The sequence below is a fragment of the Streptomyces sp. NPDC020965 genome (assembly GCF_044333555.1).
GTDB lineage: Bacteria > Actinomycetota > Actinomycetes > Streptomycetales > Streptomycetaceae > Streptomyces.
In genome coordinates this window covers 23495-36545 of record NZ_JBIRRE010000020.1, presented here as the reverse complement: position 1 = coordinate 36545, position 13051 = coordinate 23495, and the positions used below count along the sequence as shown (strand labels likewise).

The window sequence follows — 13051 nt, the reverse complement described above, 5'->3', positions numbered from 1 at the left end:
CCCTGCGGGACCGCCTTCGGAGCACCCGGTCTAGCGTGTCGACCGACGCTGGTCAGCGTCTGCGGTCGTCGTGCGTCTCCACGCGGGCACCACCACGCGCTCGGTCGGAGCCACCGCGATCGGAGCGGATGTAGTCGGGGAGTACCTGGGGCGGCCAGCAGCCGATGCTGAACATACCCATCGAGTACGCCTTCGCCGCAAGGGCTGTTCTGTTGGGCACCTTGAACTGGCGCAAAAGTATGCTCACGTGGTACTCGATGCCCTGTCGGCTCAGGAAGAGCTTGGCCGCCAGCCGTACCGTCGGATCTCCGGCCGCCACCCCCTCCAGCACCTTGGCGGTGAGCGCCGTCAGCTTCCGCTGCGAGCCGATGAGCGCCTGCTGGTCGTCGGACTTCTCGGGCGTGAACTGAACCATGATCATTTTGACTCGGCCGCCGTCGCCGTCGACCGGGAAGGCACTCAGCTTCCCCGCGACCGTGGTGTCGTTGAACCACATGGCGATGGACTGTCCGACAAGGCGTGCGCGGTGTCCCTGCACCAGTCTGCCGAACTGCCGCATCAGATGCTGGCGCACGCTCGGGTGCAGGAATTCGGCGAAGCTGCGCTCACAGATGTCATCACGGCGCCGCCCGCACTGGGCTCTGAACGCACCGTTGACGGCGCGGACCCGCAGGGTCGGGTCCAGGATGGCCAGGCCGACCCCGGACAGTTCGAACGAGGACAGCACCAGATCGCCGTATTCGTCACTCCGGATCTCCGCGTCACGCAGAGGGGAATCCTCCGTGCGCGAGTCGTCGATGCCAATTCCCGCTGGCCGATGAATCGGGGCCAGGTCGGTTGTCAGTTGCGCTTGAGCGGCTCGATGGGCACTCATACTGGGATCCGATTTCCATCCGACCGCGTATGGAGTTTTTGGACTTGCGTCGCCTTTGGTAAAGGTCATCTACGCCGAACCCTCCCCGTTGCGTTTATCGCCGGGCGTCGGGAGCGTAATCAGGCGCGGGACGGCGGGTCAATGCGATCCCCTGTCAATGCTATTAACACTGTGGTCGGGGTCGAACGGTTCGGAGACACGGCACCGGGCGGGGGCACCAGCCGCCCCGAGGGGGCGACCGTCCACCATGCGGGCACCCATAGCAGACATAAGGGGTCTGGCGCTCGGCTTCGGCCCAACCGGCGCCGTGGGGGAGAACCGAAGGTTCCACTCCAGATACCTGGTTGGTGCACCGATCGGCTACCGAAGCTCGGGCCGGGAGAGGAGGTGCGGAGGGGGCTCTTGTCAGCCGGTGATGACCCGGAGGTTACTCGCGCGTCCGTGCTGGCGGCCCCTGAGCGGACAGGCCCGAACCCACCACAGGCACTCAGCGGCAGCAGCGGTCCGGGGTCGGTCGGAAGCACCGATCGGCGCACCGGGGACGCACCACACGGCGCACTACAGGCTCTCGGGCACTCCCCAGCGAAACGCGTTCGCACCCGCTATCCGGCGTACGACGGGTATCAGTTCGGCCCGGCTGGAAACACCCAGCCGTCGATAGAGCCTCGTCAGACACTTCTCCACCGCACGCCGTGTGACGTCGAGTTCCTCCGCCACCTCCTGGTTGGTGCGGCCGAGTGCGACCAGCCCCGCGACCCGGCGTTCGGTGACGCTGAGCCGTTCGGTGCCGAGGAGGCCGGCTCGGCGTGTCTCGCCACGTCCCGGCTCCGCCCAGTACCGTAGCAACGACTCCCCCATCGCGTCGGCGATCCGCTCAGCCTCGGCGAGGAGTTCGGTGGCGCCCGCGCGTCCGGCGCCACGCAGACGCATCGCGTACGCCATCAGCGCCCGCGCCAGCTCCAGCTCGTTGGGGCTCTCCCGCAGCACGGCGACCGACTCGGCCAGCAGGGAGAGGGCGTACCGCCCGGGGACCAGCGTCCCCCAGACGCGCAGGGTCCGGCCGAGTGTCGAGGGGGAACCCCAGGTGCGGGCCCGGTCGCACTCGTGGGCGATGAGTTCGAGCGCGGTCTCGTTGTCGCCGAGCCGGAGCAGCGCGGGCGTGGACCAGTAGGCCAGGGGGAACAGCGAGGGGTTGTGCCAGCCCGATGCGCCCGCCCGGCGCACCGCCGCCACCAGCTCCTTGGTCAGGGCGGGCAGTTGCGGCATCCGGGTCGTGGCGGCCCGCAACGCCAGCAGGCCGACCCGGAGGATCGGCACTCCGGCACCCCGCTGGTCCGCACAGAGGGCCTGGGCGCGTTCGGAGAGCCAGGGATCGCGCAGTTCGACCGCCACCGACAGCAGGCCCAGCGCGGAGAGCCAGTCGCTCTCGCCGAGCGCGCCGGTCGTCTCGTCGCAGGCGTCCCGCGCGTCCGCCCAGGCGTCCGCGAGCCTGCCGCCCTGCTGGGCCGCCATCGCCCGGCCGCAGAGCATCCGTATCCGCTGCCGCTCGTCACCGCGCCGGTGGGCCGCCTCCACGGCCATGTCCAACCAGCTCCGTACGGGATCGTGGGCCTCGGCGGCCGTACCGGACGCGATCATGAGCGAGGCGGCGGCATAGCCGGACGGGGCCGAGGCGGGCTCCCGTTCCAGCATCCGGCGGGCCAGCGCACCCGCCTCTTCGGCGGACAGTCGGCAGCCGATGGTCCCGGCGAAGGTGAGCACGGCGGCCCGCTCGCGCCGGGCCGCCGAGCACAGGTCGAGTTCGGGTCCCAGCTCGCGCAGGCGGGCGACCGCGTCGAGCGGGGCCGTTGGACTCCCGAGCTCGGAGAGGCGGGCACGGGCCTCCAGGCGGGCGGTCAATTCCCGAGCGGCGGAGTCGGGGCCCTCGTCGGACGTGAGGGTCGCGCGGGCGGAGGCGATCAGCTCGTACGCGACGGGGGATGCGGAGAGCGAGAGCGTCAGCGGCACCCCCGCGACGACCGCCGCGCGCTCCTCGGCGGAGGGCAGCAGGGCGACCGCCTGCGCGATGTGGCGCAGCAGGGCGGAGGGGTCGACGTCCTGCTCGGCGTCGGCGAGTGCGGCGAGGAATCGGCCGCGCTCGGGGCTGCCCGGCGGGAATTCGCGCAGGGCCCGGCGCAGATAGCGGATGGCGAGATGCCGATCGCCGCGGCGGCGCGCGTCGTCGGCCGCCTCGCGCAGCACGTCGGCGGCCTGGGTGTGGCCGCCGGGGCCGACCTCCAGGAGGTGGGTCGCCACCCGTTCCAGGGGGTAGCCGGATTCGTGGAGCAGGGTCGCGGAGCGCCGGTGCAGATCGCCCCAGCCCTCGGGGCCGTAGCTGTCCTCCGCTATCTCGCGCACACAGTCCCAGAGCACCGGCGGCTCGCACCGGTCGGGTGCCCAGCCCAGCCGGCGCAGGGCCCAGGCGGCGGCGGCCCGGTCGGCCGGGTCCACGCCCGCGAGCCGGGCGATGAGTCGGTCTTCGGCCGCCCCGCCGAGGATCGCCGCGCAGTACGCGAAGCGGCGTACCGGCTCCGGGTGGCTGCTCAGGGTCGCGGCCACCCGGCCGCGCAGGTTCCAGGGCGCGGGGAGGGCACGCGCCGCGTCGAGGAGTCGGGAGGGGGCCGCGCCTGGCGATCCGCCGAGGCGGTCGAAGAGGGAGTTGACCAGGGTGGGGTTGCCGCCGGTGGCCCGCGCCCAGGCTCGGCCGCCCTCGCCGGGGAGGGTGACGGCGCGTTCCCGGAGCAGGGCACGGACCCCTTCCGCGGTGAGGGGGCGGAGCGGGACGATGTCGTCGGCGATGGCCACGAGGTCCTGTACGACGGGGAGTTCGGCGGCGGGGTCGCCGTCCCGGACGGCGGCCACCAGTAGCAGCGGGGTGGGGCCGTGGTCCCGGAGCAGTCCGGCGAGCCACTCCAGGGAGGGCTGGTCGGCCCACTGCGCGTCATCCATGACGATCGCGACCGGCCCGTGGGCGGCGGCCCGGCCCGATACGTTCAGCGCGTCCGTGAAGAGCGTGCCCGGCTCGTCCGTGGCCAGCTCCTCGTCGGTGGGCGGCTCCTGGGCGGGCCCGAAGGCATGATCGCGGGCGCCCGCGTCGGCCGCCCGCGCGAGGATCTGCCGGACGACGGCGTACGGAAGGGTGTGATCCAGTCTGCTGCCGCCGCCGCGCAGGACGACGAAGCCCCCCTCGGCGATGAGTTCGGCGGTCGCGTCGAGGAACGCGGAGCGACCCACGCCCGGCGTCCCGGTGACGACCACCAGCCTGCGGGGGCCCGCCAGGGCCCGCGCCGTCGCCGCGGTGACGGCGGCGAGTTCCTCGGCCCGGTCATGGAGCGACGCGGGTACCGGTGATGAGTGCACTGGCCTCCTCTGCCCTGGTGAGCGGCGTAAGCTGACGAACATTCAGGCGTCCTTCCCAAAGAGTACGGATGCTTGAGCGAGTGGGGGTGGGATCGTTGCCCTCAGGCTCAAACTCCGCAAGCTCCCGGCTGAAACATCTTAAAAGTCCGAGTAAAACACCCAACTCCCGGGCCAATGAACGCAGTTGAGCGGAAGAGCTTTATCGCCGGGCGCACTGTTCGCCCTCGACGCCACCGGAGTTCCCCAGCACCTGTCACCACCTGACCCATTCACTTCACCGCGAGTTCACAGATCCGCCGTACTGTAAAGGGTTATGAACTCGACCTGGACCGAGCACGACCTCGCGTGGACAACGCTGTCAGCCTCCCCGTTACCAGGCTTCCCGGACTTATCGGGCTTTCCAGATACCAACGGTTTCGAAAGATCACCCTGGACGAGCCACTGGAACGGCGGGATGCCCGCACCCCCCGCCGCCGCCCGCTGTCTCGTCGTCCTCGGCTCCACCGCCCCGATGCCCATGGACAGAATCGTCCGGCGCGTCACCGCTCCGTACGGCGAGCGGGCCGCCGTACGGAGCACCGCCTGCCGCCGGGGCGACGGCGCCACCGAACACGAGGTGCTCAGGCGCCTGTTCGGCGCATCCGACGGCGGGTACGACGGAACACACCCGGCCGGCCCCGACCTGGCACACACCGCCGGCGAGCGCGCCGACGCCCTGTTGGCCACCGCGCCCCTCGTCCTCGCCCTGGTCGACGCCCACTGGTGCGACGACGGCACCCTCCGTTGGATCGACCGCCTGCTGCGCCGCACCTCCGGTGGGCCACTGACGGTACTGATGACCTCCTCCCACCGCGCGTTGGCCGCCGGCCGGCCCACCTTCCACGAGATCGTGGCCCAGGAGTACTCCACGGTCACCGACGCCGCCGGCCTGCTCGCCCCCGACACCGACCCGTCGGACGGCTCCGACCTCGACGACCTGCTGGCGCACGAGCCGTATCTGATCCGCGTCGCACGCGCCGCGTCGGCGCTGCGCAGCACGGACGCCGAACTCGTCGGAGCGCTCGCCCGGCTCCCGGCCCGCCAGGTCACCAAAGCGCTCAAGACCGCCCGCGCGGCCGGAGTGATCCCCGACCCGATGCCGCCGATGGGCGTACCGCACCCCGTGGACGCCCTGCTCGCCGAGCTGACCCCGGCCGAGCGCGAGCGGATGTACGCCCAGGCCGCCGAGATCCTCAACGACACCGCCCGGCCCGCCGAAGAGGTGGCGGATCTCCTGCTGGCCCACTCCCGGCTGGACAGACCCTGGATGATCTCCCTTCTCAAGGAGGCCGCCGCCGACGCGCAGCACCACAACCCGGCCGCCGCGGTGCGGTATCTGTCCCGGCTCAACCGCGTCGACCCGGACGACCTCGGCACCAGCGTCGACCTCGCGATGGCCCTGCTCGACATCGACCCAGTGACGGCCAGGGGGCATCTGGAGTGGGCCCTGCTGCGCACCAGTGATCCGCTCGCCACCGCCCGCTGGGTGATGCCGCTCCGGCTCACCGCGCTCATGACGCACGAGGAACCCGACACCCCGGGCCCGCTCGGCGATGTGCTGCGCGACCTCCGAGACGACGACCGGGCGGGCGTTGGAGCACCCGGCGGGCCGGAACCGTCACCGCACGGCCGGGTCCCGCCCGTACCCCCGACGCGGTTGAACCGCCCCGCCGCCACCGGACCGCAGCCGGCGCTGTCCCGGGCCGGCAGCGCGGTGGGACAACTCGCCCTGGCCACCCGCGCGATCCGTACGGCGCTGACCGGCACCGCCATGCGGGAGGCCGTCGGCGACGCCCACCAGGTCCTCCAGGCGGAGCGACCCGGCAGCGCCTGGGCCACGGTGGCCGCGGCGCAGGTCCTGGGCCTCGCGGACCAGACCGAGCCCGCCCTCGGCCATTTGACCCGGACCATAGCCGACAGTCAGCGGCGCGAGGAGGTGTGGGCCGAGTGCCACGCCCGGTCGAGCCAGGCGTGGCTCCTCCTCCAGACCGGCGAGGTGGCCGAGTCGACCGCCCAGGCGCGGGCCGCGTCCCGGATCGCGCACCGGCACGGCTGGGAGGCGCAGACACAGCTCCCGCTGATCACCCTGGCCCTGTCGATGATCACGCAGGCCAAGCTGGACCGGGCCGAGTGCGCGCTGCGGCGGCTCGACGGCCGCCGGTTCGACGACTCGGTCTGGGAGTTCCACCACCATCTGATGGCCCAGGCGCTGCTGCACCGAATGCGCGGCCGGACGGAACAGGCGCTGGACCTGATGGACGCCTGCGGCACGAGCCTGGCGTCGGCGGGCGTCGACAATCCGGTCTTCTCGACCTGGTGGGTCGTCAGTACGGATCTGCTGATGCAGCTCGGCCGGGTCACCGCGGCCGTCGACCGGGCCGAACTCGGCGCACAACTGGCCAAGCGGTGGCCGACGCAGCGCAGTACCGGCCTCGGCCTGCTGGCCAAAGGCATGGCGGCCCAGCAGTATGACCGTGTGCAGCTCCTCACCGAGAGCGTACGCGTGCTGGCGAACTGCCCGGACCGGCCGTATCACACGCTCGCCGAACTGCGCCTGGGGCAGGCGCTGCTGGAACACGACGACAAGAAGGCCGCACGTGCCCATCTGCACACGGCCCGGACCCTCGCCACCCAGCACGGTTTCCTGGTCATGGCGCACCGTGCCCGGGTAGCCCTGGCGACGGCGGGTGGCCGTGCGCCGTCCGCCGACCACCGCACCGGCGACACCCTCACCTCGGCCGAGCGGCCGGTGGCGGCGCTCGCGGCGTCCGGGACGACCAACCGGGACATAGCCGCCGCGCTCTTCCTCTCCCTGCGGACCGTCGAGTTCCATCTCACCAACGTCTACCGCAAGCTCGGGGTGACCGGGCGCGCCGAGTTGGCGGAGCGACTCGACCCGGAGAGCGCGCCGACCCCGTGGCGACCGTCCGGCGAACCACGGTGAGTCCCCGATCGCCGACGCCGGACCGGGACGCGGGCCCCGCTCCCGGTCGGGCCGGACTCCCGGAGCGCGCGCCGGAGTCGGCCCGGCTGCGGGACACCGCGCGGGAGGTCGCCGACGGGGCGTCGGCGACGGTCGTGGTGCACGGGCGCCGCGGGACCGGCCGGAGCACCGTGCTCGCCGAGGCCGCGGCGGCGGCCCGGGAGGCGGGACTGCACGTCGTGGCCCTGCGCTGCCGGCCCGGTGACCGGGACCGCCGGCACGGCGTGGCCCGTGACGCGCTCACCGCGGCGGCCGGTGCGGCGCCCGGGGTGCCGCTGGCGATCCTCGTCGACGACGCCCCCTGGGCCGACCCGCGCTCGGTCCGGGCCGCCGCCGCGCTCGCCCGTCGTTCGGCGCCCCGCCCGCTGCTGCTGATCGTCGCCGGCCACGATCCGTCGGTGCTCCCCCAGGGCCCGTCCCGGCGCGACGACGTCGCGCTCCGGCCGCTGAGCCGCGACGGGGTGCGCGAACTGCTGGCCGAGGCGTACGGGGAACACTCCTGCGGACCGCTCGTGCCGGTCGCGGTCGCGGCCACCGGAGGTAGCCCGGCCCTGCTGAGGTCGACGATCCGCCGCTGTCCCGCCCCGGCGCCGTCCCCCGACGAACTGGAGGCGGTGGCCGAGCAGGTGGGCCGGGAGCAGACCCGCCGTGCGCTCGCGCCGCTGTCCGAGACCGTGTTGGCGCTGGTCCGGGCGAGCGCGGTGGGGCGGGGCGACCTCTCCTGGGAGCAGGTGTACGAGCTGGCGGTGCCGCCCAAGGAGGAGACGGAGGACCACCCCCTCCACCGCACCGGTGGGATCGGCGGCCCGCCCGGAGTCGACGCGCGTCATGGTGCGGACTTCGGGGAACGGCCGGCGGGAGCGCTGGCGGAGAGCGACCCGCCCCGTACCCATCGTGCTGCACCCCCGGCCGGGGGAGGGCGCGCGGACGGGGTGTACGGCGGCCCCCTGTATCCGGGGGGCGCACTACGGCGGTGTGCCGATGAGCCACCCGGGCGGCGGCCGGACGGGGTCCCCGGGCAGCCCCGGACGGTGGAGAGCGGCACCCCCGTCCCCGTACCCACGACCCATCTCCATGGCCGAACTCCGGAGGTACCTGGGGCGCCCGGGGCACCGGCCGACGGTCCGCAACCCACGCGCGACCGGTCCGGGCGCTCAGTGCCGTGGGCAACCGCGGCAGCCCGCGCTCCGGAGCCGGACGGCCCGCCGCCGCGATGGACCCGGCGGCCGCGCCACGACCGGCCGGGGGATCCCGAAACCCCGCGGCACGAACGAGCGGAACCCCCCTGCGCCGAGCCGCCGGGCCGACCGCACACCGACCCGCCCGAGGAGACGCTCCCCCACCAGCCGGCGCCCACCGTGCCGCCAGGGAACCCCGCGCCCGACCGGGCATCACCGCCGGTGCACAGCCGGCCCCCGGACCGGCTCCCCGCCGAGCCGTCCCGGGAGGACGCCCTCCGCGACCGGGAACGCTCCCCCGCGCGCGCCCGCGCCGAACTGGCCCGCGCGGAGCTGACCGGGACCGGACTGCTTGACGATCTGGAACACCCCAGGCCGTACGACGCCCTGGTGGCGGATCGGGTGCTCGCGCTGATGGAGCCGGGCCGCCGCCGTGAGCTGTACACCCGCGCCGTACGGGTCGGCTGGCGCGACGGCCTCGGCACCTCGGCCCTCGCCCGACTCGTGTCCCACACCGAACTGACCGAACCGTGGGTGCCCCAGGTCCTGCGCACGGCCGGCCGGCACGCCCGGTGCTCCGGTGACCAGGCACGCGCCATCGTCTTCCTGGAACGGGCCCTGGACCGTGGCGCGACCGGCGCGCTCCGGGTCGAGATCCTGCTCGAACTCGCCCTGGCCCAGATGTACGTACGACCGGAGGCCGCCGACCGTCGGCTGCGGCAGGTGCTGGCAGAGACCGCTGATCCGGGGCTCTCCGGCGCGCGGCTCTTCGCCGCCGATCTCCTCGCCCTGCGCGGTGGCGGGCGGGCGGCGGCGCAGGCCCTCGCCGACGCGGACGGGCGGGAGTCGGCGCCCCCCGGCGAGCGGCTGACCCTGCGCGCCCTGGGCAATCTGCTGACCCACGACCCCTCCACCGTCGACGACACCACCGACCCCGGACCCTCGGCCGACCCCGCGCGCGCCGCGGCGGCAGCCTGGCGGCTCTGCGCCGCCGGCCGGGAGATCCAGGAGGCACGCCACCTCGCGTCCGCGGCGCTCGCCCCCGGCGGGCTCTTCGCACCCCGGCTGACGGCCGTACGCGTCCTCGCGGTCGTCGAGGACCTGGACGCGGCCAACGACGGACTGGACCGGATCGAGGCCGATGCGCGGCTGCGCGGGGTGCGGCCGGCGCTCGGCCTCGCGCTGTTGACCCGCGCCGAGCTGGCGCTGCGGAGCGGTGAGCTTCCGCAGGCCAGGGCGTGGCTGACCGAGACCCTGGCGGAGGTGCCGCGCAGGCACTGGCATCCACGCACCCTGCAACGGCTGACCGCCGTGGCGATGCTCATCCATCTGGAGTCGGGCATGGTGGGCCGGGCCGCCGCCGTTCTCGCGACGGCCGCGGCGGACCGGCACGAATACGGACTCGGCCACGCCGAGCTGCTCTTCGCGCGGGGCGCGCTGGATCTGCACACCGGGCGGCACGGCGACGCGACCGCGCATCTACGGGAGTGCGGGCGGCTGCTGACCAGCGCAGGCTGCCTCAATCCGGCCATCGTCCCCTGGCGCGCCCATCTCGGGATGGCGCAGGCGGCCCAGTGCCCCGAGGCCGCGGCCGAGCTGCTCGCGGACGATCTGGCGGCCGCGCGGGCCTGGGGGGCGCCGGGCGCGGTCGGCGCGGTCCATCTGTGCGCCGGGCTCACGCTGACGGGGCCGACGGCGCTCCGGCATCTGCGCAGTGCGGTACGGGTGCTGGCCAACTCATCGGCCCGGTCCCGGTATGCGCGGGCGATGGTGGAACTGGCGGCCACGCTGCTGGCGGAGGGGCGCCCGGGGGACGGCGACAGGCTGCTGGGCGAGGCCCTGGAGACGATGCGGGCCGACGGCGGGCGGCCGACCCCGCGCGCGGAGGATGTCGCCCGCCGGTACGCGGAGCTGGCCCGGTACGCCGAGTCCCGGCTGACGACGGCCCAGCTCCGGGTGGCCCGGTTGGCCGCCGATGGGCACGCGAACCAGGCCATCGCACAGACCCTGTCGATCTCCCGGCGTACGGTCGAACTGCATCTCACCAAGAGCTACCGGGCGTTGGGCATCAGCGGTCGCGCGGACCTGCCGGCCGCGCTCGGCCACGGCGGACACCGACCGGCCGGCTCCGACTGACCCCCTGTGGCGGGGGACGGGCGCTTCCCACGCGGCGTGGGAACGCCCCCGTACCCGCCCAGAGGTCTCCTGGACGGGTACGGGGGGGGAGCGGGTCAGACGGTGGGGAAGTTGTCCGGCGTCCTGATCTTGTCGCGGATCCAGATACCGGCCTCCTTGAGCGAGCTGGTGCCGGCCACGGGGCCGCCCGCGGCGCAGGTGCCGGTCTTGAAGGCGGCGCCGCTGCGGTGGTCGTCGGAGTAGTTCCAGTTGACCCAGCTGATCTTCTTGGTGGCCATCAGATTGAGGTAGCTCTGGGTCATGGGGAAGTTGTTGCTGCCTTCACCCAGGTGGTTCTGGGTGCCGAACTCGGAGACGAAGACGGGGATCCTGTCGGCGGCGCGGGAGAGGGCGTCCAGGTAGTTCTGGCCGTGCGAGGCGGCGTAGAAGTGGAAGGTGTACATGATGTTCGGGATCTGGAGGGGGTTGTTCGCGACTTCGGTCTCGTTGAACTGGCCGGAGGAGCTGGAGACACCGAAGGAGGCCCAGTCGGGGGTGCCGACGAGCACGGGCGCGTCCGCGTCGAACTGCCGGATGTACGGGATGAGGTCCTCGGCGTAGGACTTGATCGTCCACCAGTCCACCCGCTGGCCCTGCCAGTTGGTGCCGTTGGGCTCATTGGCGATCTCGTAGATCACGTTGTTCTTGTTCTTGTGCCGCTCGGCTATGTCCTTGAAGAACCGCTTGGCGGAGGCGATATGGGTCCAGGGGTCGCTGTCGCCATAGGTCGCGGGGTTTCCGTCGCCCAGCAGGTGCCAGTCGACGATCACGTACATGCCGCGTGCCGACGCCTTCTCGATGAGGTCGTGGACCTGATTGGTGTAGGCGACCGGGTCCCGCAGATAGCCGTAGTTGGCCGACTCGATGTAGAGGGAGACGCGGAGTACGTCGGCCTTCCAGTCGTTGGCCAGGACATTGAGGGAGCCGTTGGTGTAACAGTTGGGGAACCACCCGATGCCGTGGGTGGACATACCGCGCAACTGGATCGGCTTGCCGTACTGGTTACAGAGCTTGGTGCCGCAGACCGTGAGCTGTCCGTTGATCGCGACGGGCGATCCGGCCGGGGCCTGCGCCGCCTGGGGCCCGGTCTTCGCCGCGGGGGCCGCGGGCTTGGCCGCCTGGGGCGCGGCCGGGGCGGCCGGCGCGGCGGTGAGACCGAGCGCCAGAGTGGCGGCGATCGTGCCCGCTCCCGCGAGCGAGCGGAGTCGGTTGCGCGAGATGTCCATGAATCTCCCCTGTCTGACTGGCGGGTGACTACGACTGATAGGAAGCGTTCCTGACAATAAAGGACCGCATCGATCCGTCACACCGATCCTGCCCGAGACGACGACCGCCCACCATCGTGGAAATCCACGATCTTCCCCACATCCGGCGCATCTCGCGCTCCGTGCGGAACGGGCCGGTCCGGACCCCGGCCGGGGTCCGGGTGGAGCGAGATGGTTGTCAGTCCGGCGTCGGGGGGCCGACGATGCCGCGCAGGCCCGCGTCCGTCCGGACCAGCCCCTCCCGCAACGCGACCGCGACGGCCTGTGTCCGGTTGGGGCTGTTCAGCTTCGACAGCACGATGGCGACCAGTCGCTTGGCACTGTGTTCCGACAGCGCGAGCGCCTGGCCGATCTGTTTGTTGCTGAGCCCTTCGACCAGCAGCTCCAACACCTGGCTCTCGCGCGCGGTGAGCAGTACCGCGGGCTGGCGGGGTGGGAGCGCGGTGACCCCGGGACCGCGGCGGGGCGTCACCCGGGCGACCGGCTCCATCACGAACTTCTCGCCGCTGGCGAGTCTGTGCAGCACATCGCCCAGCACCGTGGTGGTCAGCGTGTCCTGGTCCAGGACGCCGTGACACGGTACGGCGGGTCCGGTCGCGGCCCGCGCCAACTCGGCGCCGGGGAGGACCAGCAGTACCAGAATGCCGTTCTCACGTGCGATGGAGGCGAGTTCGGCGGCCCATGCGCCCTCACCGACCCCTGTGCTGTTGACCGTCCACAGCACCAGCACGTCGCACGACAGGATGAGTAACTGGATGGTGTCCTCGGACGCCTCGGCCGCGAACTCGTCCGGTGCGAAGACCGCGTAGCCCTCGACACCGGTGGTCTGGTCGAGCATCTGGGCGAATCCGCCGCGGATCACCTCGCCGGCGGCCACGACGGCAACTCTCACGCCACCTGGGTCCTTCATCTCATGCTCCCCCGAACATCGCTCGTCCCACTGCCCACTTGGTGACCTGAAACACCCGTGGACCACGATCCCGCAGAGTAGACGATCATGGATCGTGAGACGGCGAGCACCACCCTTTCACACCGCTGTTCGCGAACACCACCGCCCTGACGTCGTCGTCGACGGCGGCGACGGCGTGCCCGCGCCGGGCGCGCCGGGTGAAGAGGGCGCGGACAACGCCGGGGGGAG

The 13051-nt window shown here is 72.8% G+C and carries 6 protein-coding genes; 2 read left to right on the top strand and 4 right to left on the bottom strand.

The window, feature by feature from the left end:
- Window positions 1-52: 52 nt before the first annotated feature.
- Window positions 53-943, bottom strand: coding sequence for a PAS domain-containing protein (locus ACH4S7_RS35680; protein ID WP_398525582.1), 891 nt, complete (start codon window positions 941-943; stop codon window positions 53-55).
- A gap of 489 nt (window positions 944-1432) precedes the next feature.
- Window positions 1433-4273, bottom strand: a complete 2841-nt coding sequence (locus ACH4S7_RS35675) for an AAA family ATPase (RefSeq protein WP_398525581.1) — start codon at window positions 4271-4273, stop codon at window positions 1433-1435.
- A 454-nt stretch (window positions 4274-4727) separates the two neighbouring features.
- Here ACH4S7_RS35675 and ACH4S7_RS35670 point away from each other — a divergent pair, with 454 nt between their 5' ends.
- Both ACH4S7_RS35670 and ACH4S7_RS35665 read left to right on the top strand, forming a co-directional pair.
- Complete coding sequence (locus ACH4S7_RS35670) at window positions 4728-7256, top strand: LuxR C-terminal-related transcriptional regulator (RefSeq protein WP_398525580.1); 2529 nt, start codon at window positions 4728-4730, stop codon at window positions 7254-7256.
- Window positions 7253-10609, top strand: a complete 3357-nt coding sequence (locus ACH4S7_RS35665) for a LuxR C-terminal-related transcriptional regulator (protein WP_398525579.1) — start codon at window positions 7253-7255, stop codon at window positions 10607-10609. The genes ACH4S7_RS35670 and ACH4S7_RS35665 overlap by 4 nt, the downstream gene beginning before the upstream one ends.
- A gap of 95 nt (window positions 10610-10704) precedes the next feature.
- Here the strand turns inward: ACH4S7_RS35665 and ACH4S7_RS35660 are convergent, their stop codons facing one another.
- Both ACH4S7_RS35660 and ACH4S7_RS35655 read right to left on the bottom strand, forming a co-directional pair.
- Window positions 10705-11874 (bottom strand): glycoside hydrolase family 5 protein, encoded by a 1170-nt coding sequence (locus ACH4S7_RS35660; protein WP_398525578.1) that lies wholly within the window; start codon window positions 11872-11874, stop codon window positions 10705-10707.
- A gap of 217 nt (window positions 11875-12091) precedes the next feature.
- Window positions 12092-12805 carry a response regulator transcription factor gene (locus ACH4S7_RS35655; RefSeq protein ID WP_398525577.1) on the bottom strand — a complete coding sequence of 238 codons (714 nt, stop codon included), beginning with the start codon at window positions 12803-12805 and terminating at the stop codon, window positions 12092-12094.
- Window positions 12806-13051 lie beyond the last annotated feature (246 nt).

Bases quoted from the DNA above. Each gene is read 5' to 3' on its own strand.
- ACH4S7_RS35660 (WP_398525578.1), bottom strand. From the start codon at position 11,874: ATGGACATCTCGCGCAACCGACTCCGCTCGCTCGCGGGAGCGGGCACG.
- ACH4S7_RS35670 (WP_398525580.1), top strand. From the start codon at position 4,728: ATGCCCGCACCCCCCGCCGCCGCCCGCTGTCTCGTCGTCCTCGGCTCC.
- ACH4S7_RS35680 (WP_398525582.1), bottom strand. From the start codon at position 943: ATGACCTTTACCAAAGGCGACGCAAGTCCAAAAACTCCATACGCGGTC.